This window comes from Flavobacterium cheniae (assembly GCF_004363695.1).
Lineage (GTDB): Bacteria > Bacteroidota > Bacteroidia > Flavobacteriales > Flavobacteriaceae > Flavobacterium > Flavobacterium cheniae.
The window spans coordinates 38,983-60,174 of the sequence record NZ_SNZC01000004.1 but is presented as its reverse complement, the minus strand read 5'-3'; the positions used below and the strand labels follow the sequence as shown (position 1 = coordinate 60,174).

The following is a 21,192-nucleotide window of genomic DNA, read 5'->3' as shown; positions in this document are numbered from 1 at the left end:
TTATCTACCCATGATAAACCCTAGAAAACACAATCTTCCCCTCTTTAATTTCTAAAACTTCAGCTACTAACATATCTGCTTCACCTTCAACTTGACGTGTGTATTCCATGAAAACTCTGTCCGTATTAGCGGTTAGTGAAGTTACTTTGTAGTGTAACGTTGGTAATCTATCAAAAGCATCTTGCCACCAAACGCGCATGGCTTCTTTTCCAATGATTAAACCATTAGTTTCAGGTTGGCGAATTTTCAATTTCGGACTGAAATGTTGGGCTTCGTCGTCGTATAATTCTAATAATTTCTCTAAGTTTTTCGTATTGAAAGCATCAAACCATTTAATGGCGATTTGTTGTAGTTGATTTGGCATAAAGTTTTATTTTAATTTGAAACACATAGACATATAGGTTTCATAGTTATTAAAAAGTCGTTTCACTTTGCACAGAAAACATAGCTTAGTGAAAAATTCATAAAAAAAGGCACAAAGAATGAAATCCTATGTGCCTATGTGTTTTATAAAATGGTATTAAGCATTTTTCAGGTTGATGATTTCTTGTTCGGTTAAGAATCTCCAATCACCTCTTGGTAAATTTTTCTTTGTTAAACCGGCAAAAGTTACACGGTCAACTTTTAAAACATCGTATTTTAAGTGCTCGAAAATTTTACGAACCACTTTTACGTTAGATGTTTTCATTTTAATACCGATTTCACTTTTTGGTTGATCTTCAATATAGGTAATTTCTTCCACGAATACTTTGTGGTCATCAATCATTAACCCTTTTTGGATTTTTTCTAAATCTTCAAATTTCAAATTTTTATCTAACGAAACTTGGTATACTTTAGATGAACGTTGGTTAGGAACAGTGAATTTCTGAACCATTTCAGTATCATTAGTAAACAATAACAAACCAGTTGTCGTTTTGTCCATTCTTCCAACAGGTAATAAATTCGATTTTGAAGCACCACGAACTAAGTCCAATACATTTGCAGAGCCTGGAGAATCATCTCCAGCAGTTGAAAAGTTTTTAGGCTTGTTCAACAATACATATTCTTTCTTTTCTGGCGTAATGTTTACACCATCAAACTGAACTACATCGGTTAATTTAACGCGGTGACCCATTTCGGTGACAACAACACCATTTACTTTTACATTACCACTTTGAATGTAAATATCCGCATCTCTACGGCTACACATTCCTGAATTAGAAATATAACGATTTAGACGGATTTCGTCTGGATTAGATGGTCTTTTTGGTGATTTTGGAGCTTTTGGAGCATCCGCTTTAGCTGCATCTGGCTTCGTTGCAAACTTTGAAGGCGCTTTACGAATTGGCGCATTTCCTCTTGAATTACTATCTTTCTTGTAACCTCCTTGTCTTCCAGAACCTGGACGACTTTTATCATTATCTTGATGACGTGACATATTATAAACAAATTTCTGCAAAGATATAACTAATATGTTGAAACACACACTTTAGTTTTTTAAATCCTAAAATGTTAGTTGAAACATCTAATAAATAGATATAGAATGAGTTAAAATTAGTTTTTTTCCATGAAATAAAACAGAAGGTTCTATTAAAACAATGCAAAAAACACCCGAAACAATAATGAACTTCAACAAGAAATGAAGTTTCAAATATTCTGTTTTTGTGGTAGCTTTCCATAACATCATGCAAAAAAACAACAAAGCAATTAAGCTCAAATAAAAGTAAATATCCATGTAGCCCACATTGTAAATTTCAATTAAGAAATATATGGGAACGATAGTCGAAATGGTTAATATTGAAATGATACTTTTTGCTCTTTTTTCACCAAAAACAACAGGAATAGTCTTATAATCCGAAATTAGATCGCCTTCGATGTTTTCTAAATCTTTAATTAATTCTCGAATTAAAATCAATAAAAACAAAAACGTAGCATGTGCAAAAATGACTTCGTAAAAGTTTTTATAATACATCAAAATCCCGAAGAAAGGCAAAACCGCTAAAACAGCAGCCGTAACGTTTCCAATTAAGAACATTTTTTTCAACTTGTGCGAATAAAACCAAATCAAGAAAATATAAGCCGAAAAAAACAACATCGCTCGCCATGAAATAAAAAACATCAACAAAGCGACGATGAAATTAATTCCAAAATAGACTTTCAACTTAGTTTCCTGACTTACCAAACGGTCAATCATGGCTTTTTTTGGGCGATTAATTAAATCCTTTTTCGCATCGTAAAAATTATTGATGATATAACCCGAAGCAATCGTTAATGTAGAAGCAACCACGATTAAAAACAAACGCCAATCGAGGATAATATCTAAAGCACGCTTTTCGGGAGCTAAAATGAATATGGCAGAAAGATATTGCGCCAATGCAACGACCCAAATATTATATCCTCTAATTACAGAGAAAAAACTAAATATTTTAGAAAGGACTAATTTGGTTTTACGGGTGAGCATAAGTTTTTGTTCAAAGTTTAAAGTTTAAAGTTACCTTAAAACTAAAAACATTAAAAATTATAAACTACTTCTAATTTATAGTCTTTTAAAGATGCTTTTGCTTTGTCTAAATCTTGGGTAAATCCTAAAATATAACCACCACCTCCAGAACCACATAATTTTAAGTAGTAGTCGTTCGTGTCGATTCCTTTTTGCCACACTTGGTGAAATTGCTCTGGAATCATAGGTTTGAAATTATTCAAAACTACTTTTGATAATTGTTTGGTGTTTTCTAATAACGATTTTACATCGCCGTGCAAGAAATTTTCCACACAAGCATCGGTATATTTGATAAATTGTGATTTTAACATCGTACGGAAACCGTTATCTTTTAAGTTTTCCATGAAAATAGAAACCATTGGAGCAGTTTCGCCCACTATTCCTGAATCAATTAAGAAAACCGCACCTTTTCCTTGTGTGCTTTGTGTTGGAATTCCAGTAGCTTCAATATTATCTTTCGAATTGATTAAAATTGGAATACTCAAATAACTATTCAAAGGATCTAAACCTGAACTTTTTCCGTGGAAAAACGATTCCATTTGGGAGAAAATCGTTTTTAGTTGTAATAATTTTTCACGCGTTAAATTTTCTAACACCGTGATTTTATCATTTGCATATTTATCGTAAATAGCAGCAACCAAAGCACCACTACTTCCTACACCATATCCTTGAGGAATACTTGAATCAAAATACATTCCGCTGTTTACATCTTGCTTTAAAACTTCTAAATTAAAAGTTACTAATTCAGGTTGTTCTGTTTGCAATTGCTCTAAATAAACAACAAATCTTTTTAAACTTTCGTTTGATTTAATTGCGCTTTCTGAAGGATTTTCATCTTTCTTCAAAGCACCATTATAGAAATTATAAGGAATTGAAAGTCCTTTCGAGTCTTGGATAATTCCATATTCTCCGAAAAGTAATATTTTTGAGTAAAAAAGTGGTCCTTTCATAAATTTCAGTTTTCTTTTTCAGTAAACAATGAGTAAATGTACAAAATTAATTTGATTTAGCGCCATTCCCAATTTGATCGCAAATATACTGACCATTTTGACAATAGCCAACTAATTCATCTTGAATAAATTGCAATACATTTGCTTTTACATTTTCGGGATACAAAACGTGCACATTTGCACCTGCATCTAATGTAAAACAAACCGGAATTTGGGTTTCATTTCTGAACTTCCAAATTTTATTAATGATTTCCAAGGTGTTTGGTTTCATTAAGATAAAATACGGCATTGAAGTCATCATCATAGCATGTAAAGTCAAGGCCTCACTTTCTACAATTTTGATGAATTCTGCTATATTTCCTGTAGATAAAATTGCTTTTATACTTGATAAATTTTCGTGCGCTTGAGCAAAACGTCTTTCGGCATAGGGATGATTATGCATTAAATCGTGCCCAACCGTACTCGAAACTTGCTTTTCACCTTTATCGACTAACAAAATTGTGTCTTGATAGTTTTTAAAGTTGGAATGGATTTCTGAAAATTCCACACCAAACAAATCTGAACTACCATTAATTTTTGCATGATTGCCCCAAACAACTACTTCTCCCTGTACACTTCTACAAGCACTTCCACTTCCTAATCTTGCTAAAAATGAAGCTTTTGAATAGAAATATTTGTCAGAAATAGTTGGATTAATAGCTTTTTCCAAACTCATAATGTTCATTGCTAAAGCTGCCATTCCAGATGCCGAAGAAGCAATTCCCGAGCTATGAGGAAAAGTGTTTTGAGTGTCAATTTTTAAATGATATTCCTTTAAAAACGGACAATACTGCTCTATTCTTTCGAAGAATTTTTGGATTTTTGGTTTGAAATCTTCTTTTGGTTTTCCTTCAAAAAGTAAATCGAATGAAAAACTATTGTTTTCCGATTTTTTAACCACTTCTAATTTCGTGATTGTTTTACAATTGTTTAACGTAAAACTTATTGAAGGATTCGCTGGAATTTGGTTTTCTTTCTTGCCCCAATATTTTACCAAGGCTATATTACTAGGCGCACTCCATTCGAAACTAGCGGATTCAATGGAATTATATGAGGTTGCAATAAAATCTTTTTCGGTAAGCATAGCTTAAAATTTTGACAAAAATACCGATTTTGATTGATTTGTTCCCTTGATATTTCGTTAATTTGCCTATAAAATTGAAAACATGAACAAATATCTTAAAATTATATACTGCGTTGCCATCTGTTTAGCTGTTGGTTACTTGTCGAGCAACGTTACGCAATCAAGCATCACTACTTGGTATCCAGAAATCAAAAAGCCTAGTTTTAATCCGCCAAATTGGGTTTTTGCACCTGTTTGGACAATGCTTTTCATTATGATGGGAATTGCTGCAGGAATGGTTTGGAATAAATTAGAATCGAACAAAGAATTGGTAAAAAAAGGATTATTGTTTTTTACTGTTCAGCTACTTTTGAACGCTTTGTGGTCATATTTATTCTTTGGTTTGAACAATATTTTATTGGCTTTAATCGAAATTATTTTGCTTTGGTTAATCATTTATGAAACCTATCTTATTTTCAAACAAATAGACAAAAGAGCTTCTTATTTATTGATTCCGTATTTAGCTTGGGTTGGTTTTGCAACGATTTTAACAGGTAGCATTTTTTGGCTGAATCGATAAGGTTTGTAGCACAATGTAACACCAAGTGAAGCACAAAGTTTCACAAAGTAATTTATATTTATTTCACAACATTCTCAGCCACAATAAATCCACCTGTCCAAGCATTTTGGAAGTTGAATCCACCTGTAATAGCATCGATATTTAGAACTTCACCTGCAAAATAAACGTTTGGTAAAATTTTGCTTTCCATGGTTTTGAAATTGACTTCTTTTAAGTCGATTCCGCCAGCAGTAACGAATTCTTCTTTAAAAGTACTTTTTCCGTTAACGTGAAATTCGCCATTTGTAAGTTGTTCAATTAACGAATTCAATTGTTTTTTATTCATATCAGCCCATTTGGTTTCTTCTGAAATTCCTGCTGCTTTTACTAGGTTTTCCCAAAGGCGTTTTGGTAATTCAAAATGTGCGTATTTTGAAACTAATTTTTTAGCGTTTTCTTCTTTGATGTCTTTCAACAAATCAAGCACTTCTTCAAAAGTAGTTTCGTTTAACCAATTGACTTGAATAGCAAATTGATACTTTTTTTCAGCTAATTCTCTTGCTCCCCAAGCCGAAAGTCTCAAAATTCCTGGACCGCTCATTCCCCAATGCGTAATCAACAAAGGTCCAGACGCTTCTAATTTGGATTTCTTAACCTTTACAGAAGCAATCGCAGAAAGCCCCATTAAATCTTTGATTCGAGGATCTTTGATGTTAAACGTAAACAAAGACGGAACGGGTTCTATAATTGAATGACCCAAATTTTGCAACAATTCCCAAATTTTAGGATTACTTCCGGAAGCCATTACAATTTTTTCGCAAGTAAAAACTTCTTGAGTTGTGGTTACTTTCCAATGGGTTTCGGTTTTGTACAATTCTTGAACACTGTGATTAGTTAGAACATCAATTTTTAGCTTTTTAACTGCTTCCTGAAAACAATCGATTATCGTTTGAGAAGAATTGGAAACGGGGAACATTCTTCCATCATCTTCAATTTTAAGTTCTACTCCATGTTTTTCGAACCATTCAATCGTATCACCTGAACAAAACTGGTTAAATGGTCCTTTTAATTCGCGTTCACCGCGAGGATAAAATTTCACTAAATCATTTGGCACAAAACACGCGTGTGTAACATTGCATCTTCCACCACCCGAAATACGTACTTTTTCTAAAACGCTTTTTCCTCTTTCAAGAATAGCCACTTTTAAGTTTGGGTTTTTCTCTACAATGTTGATTGCAGTGAAAAATCCGGCAGCGCCACCGCCAATAATAATGATATCGTATTTTGAGTTCAAATGATTTGTTTTAATTTTAAATAAAAGTAGTTATTTTAAAATAAAAAAGCTCCAACTTTCGTTAGAGCTTTTTGTGCGGGTAAAAGGACTCGAACCTTCACACCTTGCGGCACCAGATCCTAAGTCTGGCGTGTCTACCAATTTCACCATACCCGCGACAATTGGAGTGCAAATATAGATATTCGTATATATAAATCAAACAAAAAAGAAAATAATTTCATTAAAACTGATAAACCACTCCTACTCCAAGTAATTGTTTTAACTGAACCTTAGGTCCTTTAATAACTTGAACACCACTTTCTTCTTCTTTCGATTTAATATCATCATCATAAACAATATGTGTTCCAATATTAGCTTTAACATACTGATTTACTGTCATATCTAGTTGCAATTGCCAATCTACATCTATATTTCCAAAATTATTTATATAATCTGTATACAAAGCAATTCTGTGCTCAAAATTGATGTTTTTAAACACTTCTTTTTTCCACTGATTGGTAACCAAGATACCCGTTTCATTTCTAACATTTTTACCTTCTCTTACTAAATTTCCGAATTCATCATAAATTGCTTTTTCAACCCCAAAAGCACCTTGATTGGCTAATCTTTGATCAAAAACCATAGTTGTCTTTTGTGTTAAAGGAGAAAGATACAAGTTCAGATTCAAATCTTTTCTCGAATATTCGGCTCCAATACCTAAAAATGCATAAGCGGGTGCAAATGGTTTCGAAATTGCTAAATCAGTATTTGGATAGGCGTAACCATTAGCAAACTGTGTATTAAAATTAAATTTTCCAGCGTAATACCAGTTAGAAATTGTATCTGTTCTAAAACCAAATGTTGAGTTTAATTGGAATTGATCGTCAGTTTTCCTAACATCTTGTTTTTCTTGCTTGTTAATTCCGTATCGAGCAATCAATTCGTTTTTCCAAACTAAATTTTTATTTGTGTATGTTCTAATAAATTGCCCTTTTAATAAACCTGAAACAGAATTATTCCCTCCAGCATTCCAATTCACAAAAGTTATTTGTGAAATATCTAATCCGACAATATTTTCTTTTGACCAATTTGATGTTGAGTCTGGTAATTGTGTTCTAATAATTTGTGCTGAAGATTGTAAGCAAATAAAAAATAGTCCAAAAAGGTAGGCTTTTTTAAACATCTGAATAAGTATTAAATAATTGTTTTAAATGATTAACGTCGATTTTGCAAAGTTGTTGTAACTCAAAAACTGTTCCATGTTCTATGAATGAATCAGGAATTCCAAGATTGATTATTGATTTATTTAAATTATTTGTCGCAATAATTGCACAGATTTGTTCTCCAAAACCACCAGTAATCACTCCGTCTTCAATAGTAATAATGTGGTCGTGAGAATTAATAATAGATTTTACAGCATCTATATCTAATGGTTTTATAAAAGGAAAATGATAATGTGAAAATAATGCTGAATTTTCTACTTCGGTCAAAACTTTCGTTACATTATCTCCAATGGTTCCAGTGGATAAAACAGCAACTTTATTTCCTTTTTGAAGTTCTCTTATCTTTCCGATTTCCATTTTCTCAAAAGGTTGTTCCCAATTCAGATTTTCACCTCTTCCTCTCGGATAACGAATTGCAATTGGATGATTTAAACCTTCCGAAGCCGTAAACATAATATTTCGCAACTCGATTTCATCTTTCGGAGCTGCAATAATCATATTAGGAATACAATTCAAATAGGCAATATCAAAAACTCCGTGATGTGTTGCACCATCTTCACCAACCAATCCTGCTCTGTCCAAACAAAAAATAACAGGTAAATTTTGTAAAGCAACATCATGAATTACTTGATCATAAGCACGTTGTAAAAAAGTTGAATAAATATTACAAAAAACAACCATTCCTTGCGTAGCCATTCCTGCAGCTAAAGTAACGGCGTGTTGTTCTGCAATTCCAACGTCAAAAGCTCGTTTTGGAAAAGCTTCCATCATGTAAGTCATTGAACTTCCTGTAGGCATTGCTGGAGTAATTCCAATGATTTTTTCGTTTTGTTTTGCTAATTCCACTAATGTGTGTCCAAAAACATCTTGAAATTTGGGTGGTAAATGCGATTCGTCTTTTGGATGGATTTTGCCTGTTTCGGCATCGAATTTTCCAGGAGCGTGATATTTTACTTGGTCTTCTTCTGCTAATTGTAATCCTTTGCCTTTGGTAGTTATCACATGCAAGAATTTCGGACCTTTTACTGATTTTAATCGTTCTAATTCCGAAATCAATTTTGGCAAATCATGTCCATCAATCGGTCCCGAATAATCAAAATTCAAAGACTTAATGATGTTATTTTGCTTTGGATTTTTACCTTCTTTAACGGCTGTCAAATAATCCTTCAAAGCACCAATACTCGGGTCAATTCCAATGGCATTATCATTTAAAATCACCAATAAATTCGCATCGGTAACTCCAGCATGATTCAAACCTTCAAAAGCCATTCCGCTCGCAATTGAAGCATCTCCAATCACCGCAATGTGTTGTTTATCAACTTCTCCTTTTAATTGCGAAGCCAATGCCATTCCTAAAGCAGCCGAAATCGAAGTGGAGGAATGTCCAACACCAAACGTATCATAAATACTTTCACTTCGCTTTGGAAAACCTGAAATTCCGTTCAATTCTCTGTTTGTATGAAAAATATCGCGTCTTTCAGTTAGGATTTTATGTCCGTAAGCTTGATGACCCACATCCCAAACCAATAAATCTTCTGGAGTATTAAAAACATAATGTAGCGCAATCGTTAATTCCACAACACCCAAACTGGCTCCCAAATGCCCTTCTTTCTTCGAAACAATATCAATGATAAAGTCTCTCAATTCTTTGGCTAATTGAGGTAGTTGATTTTCAGGAAGTTTCCTTAAATCGGTAGGATTGTTAATTTTTGAAAGCAAATTTTCCATCACAGCACAAAAGTAAGAATTGGTTATCGTATTTTTGTACTTATGGAGAATATTTTTACCGACGCCTTTTTTATGAAGAAAGCCTTACAAGAAGCCGAAATAGCTTTTGAAAAAGGCGAAATTCCTGTTGGAGCTGTTATTGTTATCGATAATAAAGTAATTGCTCGCACTCATAACTTAACTGAATTGCTTCATGATGTTACCGCTCATGCCGAAATGCAAGCCATAACCAGTGCTGCGAATTTCATAGGCGGAAAATATTTAAAAAATTGTACTTTGTACGTAACGTTAGAACCTTGCCAAATGTGTGCAGGCGCTTTGTATTGGTCCCAAATTTCTAAAATTGTTTTTGGTGCTTCCGATGAAAATCGTGGTTTTCAAAAAATGGGAACGCAATTACACCCGAAAACCCAAGTAGTTTCAGGCGTTTTAGAAAAAGAATGTGGTGATTTGATGAAGGCTTTTTTTAAAAATAAGAGATAAATTTTTGTAAGTATTTTATTTAAAAATATTTTTATCTTTACGTAAGAATTTGCACGGTTTTTGTTGTTGCTAAATTGAGAACAAAAACAAACTAACTCTCTAATCTCCTTCCAAATGAAAACAACTCGTTTTTTACAATTGATATTTGTATTGATTGTAGCTTTGTCGTGCTCTAAAAGCGCTAAAGATTTCAATTCTGATTTCTCTCTTTTCAAAGCGTATATCCTCAACTTTAGTTCAGGATTGGTCTCGGCAAATAGCGACATTAGAGTAGTTTTAGCATTTGATAAAAAAGAATGGACAGCCAACGAAGAGTTAGATGAAAATTTGTTTACTATTAGCCCAAGTGTAGATGGAAAAGTAGTAGCGCTTTCTAATAACACCATCGCGTTTATTCCAGAAAAAAAATTAGACCAAAACAAAGAATATCAAGTTACGCTTCATTTGTCGGAATTAACGAATGTTCCTAGCAAATTAAAAGATTTCAACTTCACGATTAAAACCATAAAGCAAGATTTTATGGTAACGACTAATGACTTACAATCGTATAGTAAAGATTACCAATATTTAAACGGAGTCATCACATCGAGTGATGATTTGGATTTTGAAACTGCTAAAAAACTTATTTCTGTTAATCAAGAAGATAAAGCGGTAAAAATTAAGTTTGTCAAAGAGTTAAGCAACAAAAAAGAATACAAATTTATAATTGATAGCATTAAAAGAGAAGTCGAAGACACTAAAATTAAAATTTCATGGGATGGAACTCCTTTTGATATCGACCAAAAAGGCGAAATGCTCTACGATATTCCTGGAAAAAGTAATTTTAAAATAGTTTCGGCTGAAGTTGAGAAAGACAACAATCAAGTCTTATTATTAAACTTTTCTGACCCATTAAACAGAGATCAAGATTTTTCTGGTTTAGTGCAAGTTGAATCGGCTCTTAATTTACGTTTTGCAACAGCAGGAAATTTATTGAAAGTATTTTTCAACGAACCTTTAAAAGGCGAACTTTTAGTAGAAGTTTTTCAAGGAATTGAAAGCGAAGACGGCTTTAAAATGAAACAAAATTTTTCCGAAAAAGTTACGTTCGAACAAGTAAAACCTGGAGTTCGTTTCATAAAAAGCGGAACTATTTTGCCAAGTTCTAACAACTTAAAAATCAATTTTGAATCGGTAAATCTGAGCGCAGTTGATGTAAAAGTGTACCAAATTTACAAAGACAACATTCTTCAATTCCTGCAAGATAACGAGTTAAACGGAAGTCAAAATCTAAGAAAAGTAGCTCAACCTATAGTTAAGAAAACCATTGCGTTAAATAAAAATAAATTGCAAAATTCCAGCAAATGGAATGCATATGCAATTGATTTATCTAAAATAATCACACCAAATCCTGGTGCCATTTATCGCGTTGAAATATCGTATAAACGCAAATATTCGCTTTACAAATGTACTTCGGCTTACGTTGATGAAGGAAATGAGGAAGAGGAAGAACAAGACGATGAAGTAAGAAGTAGTCAAGATTATTACGACGATTACTATTACGAAGGCTATGATTGGTACGAAAGAGAAGATCCGTGTACCGATTCGTACTATTACAACAACACTATTTTTACGAATGTTATTGCTTCCGACTTAGGAGTTATAGCAAAACGTGGCGGAAACGGTTCGTATGTTTTTGCCGTGAATAATATTGTTTCAACGCAGCCTGTTGCATCAGCAAAAATTGAATTGTATAATTTCCAACAACAACTCTTAGGAACTATCACAACCGATAGTGAAGGAATAGCAAAAACCGAGTTGAAAAAATATGCCTTTTTTGCGATTGTTACCAAAGACAAAAACACAACTTATGTGAAATTAGATGAAGGACAATCATTGTCTGTTAGTAATTTTGATGTCGGTGGCGAAGAATTACAAAAAGGCTTAAAGGGATTTATTTATGGAGAAAGAGGTGTTTGGCGTCCAGGCGATACTTTGCATTTGGCTTTCATGTTGAATGATGTGGAAAGCAAATTAGAAAAATCACACCCAATTACGTTTAAGTTAAGCGATCCGCAAGGAAAAATGCGTTACCAAATGGTCCAAAAATATAACAGTTTAAACCATTATAAATTCAAATTAGCCACAAAAGATAACGACCCAACAGGAAATTGGGAAGTAAAAATTTCTGTCGGTGGGGTACATTTTTACAAAAGCATCAAGATTGAAACCATCAAACCAAATCGTTTAAAAATTAAAAATAGTTTTGCTGATAAACAACTTTCGGGTAATAGATTAAACGGTGGCGAAGTTGAAGTAGCTTGGTTGCATGGAGCGGTTGCAAAAAATCTGAAAGTAGAAATGCAAGCTAAATTCTTGGAACAACAAACTGTTTTCAAAAAGTATGAAAAATATGATTTTGATGATGAAGTGCGTAAATTTTATACAGAAGAAGTAAACGTTTTTTCAGGAAAAGTCAATGATTTAGGAAAAGCGAAAGTTGCGATTCAACCTAAAATCACAAGTCAAGCACCAGGAAAACTGAAAATGGTTTTCCAAACAAAAGCCTTTGAAAATGGTGGTGATTTTAGTACCGATGTAGCTACAGCAACGTATTCTCCGTATAAAACTTACGTTGGAATAAAAGCTCCAGAACCAAACAAATACGGCTTATTAGAAACTGATAAAGTAAATCGCTATGATATTGTGACTTTAGATGAATTGGGTAAACCAAAATCAGTTAGAAATTTAACGGTTCGTGTATATAAAGTAGAATGGCGTTGGTGGTGGAATTCTGATGGAGATGATTTATCACAATACAATTCTTCGGAAGTAACAACAGCTTACAGAAATTATGTGGTTTCAACTGATGCCTCAGGAAAAGCAAGTGTTCAATTTAAAATTCCAGAAGCAGATTGGGGAAGATATTTAATTCGAGTAGAAGATACTTATGATGGTCATGCAACAAGTTTAACGTCTTATATCGATTGGCCATATTGGTCAGGAAAATCGCGTCAAGGAAGCAGCGAAACAGCAAATATGTTAGTATTTACCACCAACAAAGAGAAATACAATGTTGGAGAAAACGCTATCGTTTCTTTCCCGTCAAGTGAAGGCGGAAGAGCTTTAATTTCGATTGAAAACGGTTCGAAAGTTATTAAAACACTTTGGGCAACCACTAAAAAAGGAGAAACACAAGTGGAAGTTCCTATCACGGGTGATATGGCGCCAAATGTGTATTTCCATATATCCTTGTTGAAGCCACATGCTTCTACGATAAACGATACGCCAATTAGAATGTACGGAATTTTGCCAGTAGAAGTAATCAACAAAAATACCGTTTTAGAGCCGGAAGTATCAATTCCTGCGGTGTTAAAACCGGAACAAAAAACTATCGTAAAAGTAAGTGAAAAATCAGGTAAAGAAATGACCTACACCATAGCAGTTGTAGATGACGGTTTATTAGATTTAACCCGATTTAAAACACCAAATGCATGGGAAAAATTCTATTCCAGACAAGCGCTTGGCGTAAAAACTTGGGATGTTTACGATGATGTAATTGGTGCTTATGGTGGAAAAATCAACCAGATTTTTAGTATTGGTGGTGACCAAGATTTAGCAGGAGGAAATGCCAAAAAAGCGAATCGATTTAAACCAGTTGTCATTTATTTAGGACCATTTAAATTAGAAAAAGGACAAACCAAATCACATACGATTACCTTACCAAATTATGTTGGTTCTGTACGAGCAATGGTTGTTGCTGGTGATGCCAAAACTAGTGCTTACGGAAGTGTAGAAAAAACTTCGTTTGTTAGAAAACCTGTTATGGTTTTAGCTTCAGTGCCAAGAAAAATTTCTCCAAACGAAAGAATTATGTTGCCAGTAACCGTTTTCGCAATGGAAAGCCAAGTGAAAAATGTTAATGTGCAATTAAAAACAAATAACGGAGTACGAATTATTGGAAATGCAACTCAAAATGTAAGTTTCAGTTCGCCAGATGAAAAAGTAGTGTATTTTAATTTAGAAGTTGGAAGCGCAACAGGAATAGGGAAAATTGAAGTCATTGCAACTTCAGGAAAAGAAAAATCGACCTATGCAGTTGAAGTTGATATTACTAATCCAAATCCTATTACCAATGATTATGTGGACATGGTAATTCCGGCAAACGGTTCCAAAACAATCAATTGGAAAACATTTGGAGTTGCAGGAAGTAATAAAGCAAGATTAGAAGTTTCGTCTTTTCCAACTATTAATTTTAATGGGCGATTGAGTTATTTGATTCAATATCCACATGGTTGTGTGGAGCAAACGACTTCGGCTGTATTTCCACAATTGTATTTGGCGGATATTATGGATGTTGATGCGAACAAAAAAGCAGAAATTCAACGAAATATCAATGCTGGAATTCAAAAATTGGGCAATTTCCAACTATCAAATGGTGGATTGAGTTATTGGCAAGGAAATAATTATGTAGATGATTGGGCAACTTCTTATGCGGGACATTTCTTAATTGAAGCAGAGAAAAAAGGGTATGTTTTACCAATCGGATTTAAAAACAAGTGGATTTCGTTCCAACAATCCGAAGCTAAAAAATGGCGATTCAACGTGCAATATCGCAATGACTTTGCGCAAGCGTATCGTTTATACACATTAGCATTAGCTGGTTCAGCTGATATGGGTTCAATGAACAGATTAAGAGAAACCACCGGAATCTCAAACGAATCCAAATTACGATTAGCTGCCGCTTATGCTTTAGCTGGTCAAAAGAAAGCCGCGTTATCTTTGATAGGAACAACAACTACGCAAGAAGATAAACGATATGCAGATTATTACTATGGTTCGGAAGAAAGAAATAGAGCTATGGTTTTAGAAACCTACATTTTGGTAGATAACAAAACGAAAGCGTATGAAATGGCAAACAAATTAGCAAAAGATTTATCTTCTAATCGTTATATGAGTACACAAACCACTGCTTTTGGATTGTATGCTATGTCAAAATTCGCGCTTAAAAATGGTGGAAAAGGTGTGAATATAACGTATTCTATAGCTGGAAAATCGGAAACAGTTAGTTCTAAAAAATCATTTGTGGATAGAAATTTAGCAGCGAAACAAGGTTCGAATTCGGTAACGATACAAAATAAAAACAGCGGAACACTTTATGTTCGTGTATTAAATAGTGGAATTTTACCTGTTGGACAAGAAAAAGAAATTCAGAAAAACTTCTCAACTTCGGTAGTTTATAAAGATAGAAAAGGAACTGTTTTGAATTTAAGTTCTGTAAAACAAGGAACAGAAATCGTGGCGCAAGTAACTATTAGAAATCAGTCGGATGAAACATTAGAAAATGTAGCACTTTCGCAAATTGTTCCTTCTGGATTTGAAATTATGAATTCACGTTATACCGATTTTGGAAGTTATGCCGAAAACAAAGCCGATTACATAGATATTCGCGATGACAGAACGCAATTCTATTTCGGGATCAGAGCTGGTGAAACCAAAACGTTTACCATGTTGTTAAATGCCACTTATTTAGGAAAGTATTATTTCCCAGGAGTGCAATGTGAGACGATGTACGACAATAATTATTTGGCAAGAACCAAAGGGCAATGGGTGCAAATAGTGAAAGAGTAAGTTGGTTTACTCGATTAAAAACTAAAATAAGAAATAATAAAATTAAAACTGCCATAAGCTTATTGCTTGTGGTAGTTTACTATTTCTCACTCCCAAGACAACTTTTTGAAAACAACTATTCTACCGTAATTGAAAGTCAAGACGGGCAACTTTTAGGAGCCAAAATCGCTTCCGACGGACAATGGCGTTTTCCAGAAAGTGATAGTGTTCCTCATAAATTTCAGAAATGTATTGTTGCTTTTGAAGACCAACATTTTTATAAACATTTTGGGTTTAACCCAATTTCCATGTATCATGCTTTTAAGCAAAATCGAAAAGCAAATCGTGTAGTTCGAGGTGGAAGCACATTAACCCAACAAGTGATTCGTTTACACCGAAATGGAAAAAAACGTTCCTATTTTGAAAAAGGAATCGAAATGATTCTCGCAACTCGATTAGAATTTCGCCATTCGAAAGATAAAATTTTAGAATTATATTGTGCTCATGCTCCTTTTGGAAGCAATGTAGTAGGTTTAGAAATGGCATCTTGGAAATATTTTGGATTGCAACCGCATCAATTATCATGGGCGGAAGCAGCTACTTTAGCAGTTTTACCTAATGCACCAAGTTTAATTTATCCTGGAAAAAATCAAGAACGATTATTAGCCAAACGTAATCGATTACTAAAGAAATTGTACAATGATAAAGTCATTGATAAAGCAACTTACGAATTATCATTGCAAGAAAGTTTGCCTCAAAAACCGTTTGATGTGCCACAAATCGCGCCTCATTTGGTTCAAAAAGTAGCGAAAGAACATCCAGCTGAAAAAATAAAAACCACCATTCAATTGGATTTGCAAGAACGCACCAACGAAATCGTAAAACAATATTATAACTATTACAAGCAAAATCAAGTCTATAATATTTCTGTTTTGGTGGTGGATGTAAAAACGCGTAACGTAATTACTTATGTTGGTAATAGTCCTACCGATAAAGAACATCAAAAAGATGTCGATATTATTGAAGCGCCAAGAAGTACAGGAAGTATTTTGAAACCGTATTTGTACGCAGCTATGTTGAATGATGGCTATATTTTGCCGCAAACTTTGGTTCCCGATGTTCCTACCCAAATTTCAGGTTACTCGCCTAAAAATTTTAATTTAACTTATGATGGTGCGGTTCCTGCGAGTAGAGCATTGGCGCGTTCGTTGAATATTCCGTCGGTTTTGATGTTACAAGATTATTCAGTGAATCAGTTTTATGAAAAATTACAACAATTGAAGTTGCGAAATGTTAACCGACAACCTTCTAATTATGGTTTATCGTTGATTTTAGGTGGAGCTGAATCGAATTTGTGGGATTTGTGTAAAGCATATGCTTATATGTCGTCCACGCTAACCTATTTCAATCAAAACGATTCCAAATATCGTAAGAATGAAATGCTAAATTTGAATTACGATGCCAATTTTCAACCTGATTTTGGAAGCAGTTCACGTCAGAAAAACATTTTTGGTGCTGGCGCTATTTGGCAAACCTTTAATGCGATGAAAGAAGTTAACCGACCTGAAGGTGATGAAGCTTGGAAATTCTACGATTCATCACTAGAAATTGCATGGAAAACAGGAACAAGTTTTGGAAGTAGAGATGCTTGGGCAATTGGTGTTACCAAAGATTACGTAGTGGGAATTTGGGTTGGAAATGCCACAGGCGAAGGAAGACCATTATTAACTGGAGTTGATAGTGCAGCTCCGATTTTATTTGATGTTTTTAGATTATTACCAAAATCGAAATGGTTTGAAATGCCTTATAACGATTTAGATCCTGTTGAAGTTTGTGAGCTTTCGGGTTATCTAGCACAAGACCATTGCCCGAAAACAAAACAATGGATTCCAAAAACGGCTAAAAAAACAGACAATTGTCCGTATCATAAAATTATTCATTTAGATAAAAATCAGCAATTTAGAGTCAATAGTAATTGTGAAAGTGTTGATGAAATGATAACCAAATCTTGGTTTGTTCTACCACCGGTTATGGAATGGTATTATAAAAGTAAAAATGTAAATTATCAGAATTTACCACCATTCAGAAGTGATTGTGTAGATGCTTTGCAGGACAAACGTATGGATTTTATCTATCCAAAAGCTAACACTAAAATTATATTAACTAAAGATTTTGAAAGTAAAGTGCAGCCCGCCATCATCAAAGTAGCGCATTCTAATTCAGATGCGGAGTTATTCTGGTATTTAGACGATAAATATGTAGGAACCACAAAAACCTTTCATGAGAAACCTATTTTTGCTACAACAGGATTTCATATCATTACCGTAGTAGATGAATTTGGTAACGAAATCAGAAGAAAAGTACAATTTGAGAGTGAATAAAAACAAAAAAACCGCCAATCTTTCGAAAGGCGGTTTTTATTTTTACAGGATACATCCCATATTATTTTACTATAATTTCATTTCCTTCTTTATCAAGGAAGTGATATTCTAGATACGTGTAAGCGTCACGAGGTATAATTTTCACCCATTTCTTATATTCGAAAAACCATTTCGAACGTAATGATGGAAAACCTTTTGTAAGGTATGCTGCCACAAACGGATGTACATTAAGTACAACTTTTTTATGGTCTTTTATAATGCGTTCAAGGTCAGACGCTATTTTGTCGATGATTAAAATTGGAGCTTCAATTTCCCCTTTTTCATTGTTAGGGTCTTCTTCTCTTGTTTTAATATTAACTTCTGGTCTAACTCTTTGTCTAGTTATTTGAATTAATCCAAATTTGCTAGGAGGCAAGATTTTATGCTTGGCCTTATCGTCACTCATTTCTTCTCTTAAGAAGTCGTACAATACTTTGCGGTTTTCTGGATTTTGCATATCAATGAAATCCACCACAATAATTCCGCCCATGTCTCTAAGTCGTAACTGACGTGCAATTTCAGCTGCAGCAATCATATTAACTTCTAGAGCAGTATCTTCTTGGCTAGTTGCTTTGCTTGAACGATTTCCGCTGTTCACGTCGATAACATGTAAAGCTTCGGTATGTTCAATAATTAAATAAGCACCTTTGCTCATGGAAACTGTTTTTCCAAAAGACGTTTTTATTTGTCGTTCAATATTGTATTTCTCAAAAAGAGGCAAGTCTTTTGACTGATAGTGTTTTACGATAGACACTTTATCGGGAGCTATTTCTTGCAAATACTCCTTCGTTTCTAAATACAAATCTTCGTCATCTACATGTATACAAGAAAACGTATCGTTAAATACATCTCTTAATATAGAGGAAGCTTTGTTTAATTCTCCTAAGACTTTTGACGGATGAGGCGCTGTTTGTAAACGTCTGCTCATCGACATCCATCTTTCAAGGAGTGTTTGTAGATCTTTATCAAGTTCGGCTACTTTTTTGCCTTCGGCTACTGTTCGAACAATAACGCCGAATCCTTTTGGTTTAATAGATTGAACTAGTCGTTTTAATCGGTCTTTTTCTTCTCTTGATTCTATTTTTTGTGAAACAGAAACTCGGTCCGAAAAAGGAACTAAAACCACGTATCTTCCAGCTAAAGATATCTCAGAACTAATTCTGGGACCTTTTGTAGAGATTGGTTCTTTTACTACTTGAACTAAAATCGACTGATTTGGACTTAAAATATCTGTTATCGTCCCATCTTTGTTGATTTCAGCTTCAAAAGGAAAATTTTTGAGTGAATAATCTTTTATTTTACCTGCGCTTACAAGTTTAATGAATTTCATTAAAGAAGGAAGATTTGGACCTAAGTCGTGATAATGCAAAAAAGCATCTTTCTCATGACCTAAATTCACAAATGCGGCATTTAAGCCAGCAACGGGTTTACGGATTTTGGCAATAAAAATATCACCAACCGCAAAATTGCTTTGTTTTTCTTCTTCTTTGTGTAATTCAATTAGTTTTCCATCTTTTAATAAGGCAAAATCTACAGCGTCTGAACCTGATCGAATAATTAACTCTTTGTTCATGCAGTACATTTTTATCCGAACTTTTCGGCAATAGGCAATAAGTAATAAGCAATATGCGTAAAACGCATACAGCTTAAAGCTTAAGGCTTATGGCTAATTGTAAGGATGGATTAAATAATAATTTTACAGGATTTTTCCCGATAATCAATGTTAAATTGATTAATTTCAATGAACTTTTTTTTCTAAAAAAGAAAAAAGTAGTTTTAAACTACTTTTTCTTTTTATGACGGTTTGCTCTCGCTCTTTTCTTACGTTTGTGAGTTGCTACCTTATGTCTTTTTCTTTTTTTACCACTTGGCATAACATGTTGGTGTTTAGATTAATAAATAGTTTTTATACTGTAACTTCTGTTTTTTCTTTAACGCTTTCTACAAACACTTTAGCTGGTTTAAATGCTGGAATGTTGTGTGCAGGGATTTTAATTGTAGTGTTTTTAGAAATGTTTCTTCCTGTTTTTTCAGCTCTAGTTTTGATGATAAAACTTCCAAAACCTCTTAAATAAACATTGTCACCAGTTTCTAACGAGTTTTTCACTTCTTCCATAAAAGTCTCAACTGTTGCTTGAACATCTCCTTTTTCAAGTCCTAATTTCTCTGAAATTTTCGCTACGATATCTGCTTTCGTCATTTTCTTTCGTATTTATATTTTGTGTATTTTTTTGAGTTTGCAAATATAAGAATTAAAAAAACAATAATTCAACGTTAATTGATTAAATTTTAATTACTAAAGATTTATTTTTGTTGCCTTATAAAAAATCATGGAATTTTCTAACTCTTTAATTCATTGGTATTTACAGAACAAGCGCGATTTACCATGGCGAAACACGACAAATCCATACCCGATTTGGCTCTCAGAAATTATGCTTCAACAGACGCGTGTGGCGCAAGGTTTGCCTTATTTTTTGTCTTTTACTGATGCTTTTCCAACCATTTTTGACCTAGCAAATGCCGATGAAGAACAAGTTTTAAAATTATGGCAAGGCCTAGGTTATTATTCCAGAGCCAGAAACTTACATGCTACAGCAAAACAAATCGCTTTTGAATTTAACGGAGAATTCCCACCTACATATAAAGAATTATTGAAGCTAAAAGGAGTTGGTGAATATACCGCTGCTGCTATTGCTTCTTTTTCGTACAACGAACCTGTTGCAGTTTTAGATGGTAATGTTTTCAGAGTTTTAAGTCGTTATTTTAATGTAGATAGCGATATTTCCTTGCCAAAAACTAAAACAGAATTCCAACAATTAGCGCAAGAAGTTTTAGATAAAAAGAATCCTGCAGTATTTAATCAGGCGATTATGGAATTTGGTGCGCTACAATGCATGCCTAAAAATCCGGATTGTAATTCTTGTGTTTTAAATTCGAGTTGTGCGGCTCTTCAACATAAAAAAGTTTCAGAATTACCTGTAAAGTCAAAGAAAACAAAAGTAACGAATCGCTATTTGAATTATTTGATTTTGAAAGATTCGGATTCCAATTATATTGTGCAAAAACGCGAAGGAAAAGGAATTTGGGAAAATTTATATGAGTTTCCCCTTTTAGAAACCGACTTTTTATTGTCTGAAAAAGATGCGATTGATCAGATTTCAAAAATGCAATTCTACAATCAAAAACCTTCAGATATTTTAATTTTACAAAACGAAATCACGCTTCATAAATTATCGCACCAGCATTTGCATATTCGTTTTTTCGAACTTCGTTTTGCTTCGAAATTACCTGATTCAAAACCTTTTACAGCAATAGAAAAATTACCTTTTCCAATTGTAATTCATAATTTTATGGTTTCAAATTATTTTAATTCGCATTAAATTACT

General features: G+C 33.6%; 15 protein-coding genes and 1 tRNA gene. 5 read left to right on the top strand and 11 right to left on the bottom strand.

The window, feature by feature from the left end; translation table 11 throughout:
* Positions 1-4: 4 nt before the first annotated feature.
* The 5 genes from C8D80_RS10625 to C8D80_RS10605 form a co-directional block, all read right to left on the bottom strand.
* A complete protein-coding gene (locus tag C8D80_RS10625) occupies positions 5-364 on the bottom strand; it encodes a nuclear transport factor 2 family protein (RefSeq protein WP_111567392.1) in 360 nt (119 codons plus the stop codon).
* Positions 365-520: 156 nt separating this feature from the next.
* Positions 521-1,417 carry a pseudouridine synthase gene (locus C8D80_RS10620; RefSeq protein ID WP_133610190.1) on the bottom strand — a complete coding sequence of 299 codons (897 nt, stop codon included), beginning with the start codon at positions 1,415-1,417 and terminating at the stop codon, positions 521-523.
* 87 nt (positions 1,418-1,504) lie between these two features.
* Entirely contained in the window at positions 1,505-2,440 is a 936-nt protein-coding gene (locus C8D80_RS10615) for a geranylgeranylglycerol-phosphate geranylgeranyltransferase (protein WP_133610187.1), read from the bottom strand.
* Positions 2,441-2,490: 50 nt separating this feature from the next.
* Entirely contained in the window at positions 2,491-3,429 is a 939-nt protein-coding gene (locus C8D80_RS10610) for a mevalonate kinase family protein (RefSeq protein ID WP_133610185.1), read from the bottom strand.
* A gap of 46 nt (positions 3,430-3,475) precedes the next feature.
* Entirely contained in the window at positions 3,476-4,552 is a 1,077-nt protein-coding gene (locus C8D80_RS10605) for a diphosphomevalonate/mevalonate 3,5-bisphosphate decarboxylase family protein (protein WP_133610183.1), read from the bottom strand.
* Between the two features lie 82 nt (positions 4,553-4,634).
* On the opposite strand from C8D80_RS10605, the gene C8D80_RS10600 reads away from it, so the two are divergent.
* Complete coding sequence (locus C8D80_RS10600) at positions 4,635-5,111, top strand: TspO/MBR family protein (RefSeq protein ID WP_133610181.1); 477 nt, start codon at positions 4,635-4,637, stop codon at positions 5,109-5,111.
* A gap of 58 nt (positions 5,112-5,169) precedes the next feature.
* Here the strand turns inward: C8D80_RS10600 and C8D80_RS10595 are convergent, their stop codons facing one another.
* The 4 genes from C8D80_RS10595 to C8D80_RS10580 all read right to left on the bottom strand — a co-directional run bounded on the left by C8D80_RS10595 (position 5,170) and on the right by C8D80_RS10580 (position 9,314).
* Positions 5,170-6,384, bottom strand: a complete 1,215-nt coding sequence (locus C8D80_RS10595) for a BaiN/RdsA family NAD(P)/FAD-dependent oxidoreductase (protein ID WP_133610179.1) — start codon at positions 6,382-6,384, stop codon at positions 5,170-5,172.
* A 74-nt stretch (positions 6,385-6,458) separates the two neighbouring features.
* Positions 6,459-6,540 (bottom strand) — tRNA-Leu (locus tag C8D80_RS10590).
* 64 nt (positions 6,541-6,604) lie between these two features.
* Positions 6,605-7,546 (bottom strand): DUF3078 domain-containing protein, encoded by a 942-nt coding sequence (locus C8D80_RS10585; protein WP_133610177.1) that lies wholly within the window; start codon positions 7,544-7,546, stop codon positions 6,605-6,607.
* Positions 7,539-9,314 carry a 1-deoxy-D-xylulose-5-phosphate synthase gene (locus C8D80_RS10580; protein ID WP_394364582.1) on the bottom strand — a complete coding sequence of 592 codons (1,776 nt, stop codon included), beginning with the start codon at positions 9,312-9,314 and terminating at the stop codon, positions 7,539-7,541. Before C8D80_RS10580 ends, C8D80_RS10585 begins: the two co-directional genes overlap by 8 nt.
* Positions 9,315-9,356: 42 nt before the next feature.
* On the opposite strand from C8D80_RS10580, the gene C8D80_RS10575 reads away from it, so the two are divergent.
* The 3 genes from C8D80_RS10575 (at position 9,357) to pbpC (ending at position 17,767) form a co-directional block, all read left to right on the top strand.
* Entirely contained in the window at positions 9,357-9,797 is a 441-nt protein-coding gene (locus tag C8D80_RS10575; RefSeq protein ID WP_133610173.1) for a nucleoside deaminase, read from the top strand.
* 114 nt (positions 9,798-9,911) lie between these two features.
* Positions 9,912-15,407, top strand: a complete 5,496-nt coding sequence (locus tag C8D80_RS10570; RefSeq protein ID WP_133610171.1) for an alpha-2-macroglobulin family protein — start codon at positions 9,912-9,914, stop codon at positions 15,405-15,407.
* Positions 15,383-17,767: a penicillin-binding protein 1C gene (gene pbpC, locus C8D80_RS10565; RefSeq protein ID WP_162845072.1), complete on the top strand. Its 2,385-nt coding sequence runs from the start codon at positions 15,383-15,385 to the stop codon at positions 17,765-17,767. Before C8D80_RS10570 ends, pbpC begins: the two co-directional genes overlap by 25 nt.
* Before the next feature lie 61 nt (positions 17,768-17,828).
* Here pbpC and C8D80_RS10560 read toward each other — a convergent pair whose 3' ends face one another.
* Positions 17,829-19,379, bottom strand: coding sequence for an Rne/Rng family ribonuclease (locus C8D80_RS10560; RefSeq protein ID WP_133610168.1), 1,551 nt, complete (start codon positions 19,377-19,379; stop codon positions 17,829-17,831).
* A 333-nt stretch (positions 19,380-19,712) separates the two neighbouring features.
* A complete protein-coding gene (locus C8D80_RS10555; protein WP_008254909.1) occupies positions 19,713-20,006 on the bottom strand; it encodes an HU family DNA-binding protein in 294 nt (97 codons plus the stop codon).
* A 130-nt stretch (positions 20,007-20,136) separates the two neighbouring features.
* Between C8D80_RS10555 and mutY the strand changes: the two genes are divergently transcribed.
* The gene (gene mutY / locus C8D80_RS10550; protein WP_133610166.1) at positions 20,137-21,186 is read left to right on the top strand and encodes an A/G-specific adenine glycosylase; all 1,050 of its coding nucleotides are present in this window, start codon (positions 20,137-20,139) and stop codon (positions 21,184-21,186) included.
* Positions 21,187-21,192 lie beyond the last annotated feature (6 nt).

Coding starts and splice junctions, on each gene's coding strand:
- C8D80_RS10625 (WP_111567392.1), bottom strand. CDS start 364: ATGCCAAATCAACTACAACAAATCGCCATTAAATGGTTTGATGCTTTC.
- C8D80_RS10620 (WP_133610190.1), bottom strand. CDS start 1,417: ATGTCACGTCATCAAGATAATGATAAAAGTCGTCCAGGTTCTGGAAGA.
- C8D80_RS10615 (WP_133610187.1), bottom strand. CDS start 2,440: ATGCTCACCCGTAAAACCAAATTAGTCCTTTCTAAAATATTTAGTTTT.
- C8D80_RS10610 (WP_133610185.1), bottom strand. CDS start 3,429: ATGAAAGGACCACTTTTTTACTCAAAAATATTACTTTTCGGAGAATAT.
- C8D80_RS10605 (WP_133610183.1), bottom strand. CDS start 4,552: ATGCTTACCGAAAAAGATTTTATTGCAACCTCATATAATTCCATTGAA.
- C8D80_RS10600 (WP_133610181.1), top strand. CDS start 4,635: ATGAACAAATATCTTAAAATTATATACTGCGTTGCCATCTGTTTAGCT.
- C8D80_RS10585 (WP_133610177.1), bottom strand. CDS start 7,546: ATGTTTAAAAAAGCCTACCTTTTTGGACTATTTTTTATTTGCTTACAA.
- C8D80_RS10580 (WP_394364582.1), bottom strand. CDS start 9,314: ATGGAAAATTTGCTTTCAAAAATTAACAATCCTACCGATTTAAGGAAA.
- C8D80_RS10575 (WP_133610173.1), top strand. CDS start 9,357: ATGGAGAATATTTTTACCGACGCCTTTTTTATGAAGAAAGCCTTACAA.
- C8D80_RS10570 (WP_133610171.1), top strand. CDS start 9,912: ATGAAAACAACTCGTTTTTTACAATTGATATTTGTATTGATTGTAGCT.
- pbpC (WP_162845072.1), top strand. CDS start 15,383: ATGGGTGCAAATAGTGAAAGAGTAAGTTGGTTTACTCGATTAAAAACT.
- C8D80_RS10560 (WP_133610168.1), bottom strand. CDS start 19,379: ATGAACAAAGAGTTAATTATTCGATCAGGTTCAGACGCTGTAGATTTT.
- C8D80_RS10555 (WP_008254909.1), bottom strand. CDS start 20,006: ATGACGAAAGCAGATATCGTAGCGAAAATTTCAGAGAAATTAGGACTT.
- mutY (WP_133610166.1), top strand. CDS start 20,137: ATGGAATTTTCTAACTCTTTAATTCATTGGTATTTACAGAACAAGCGC.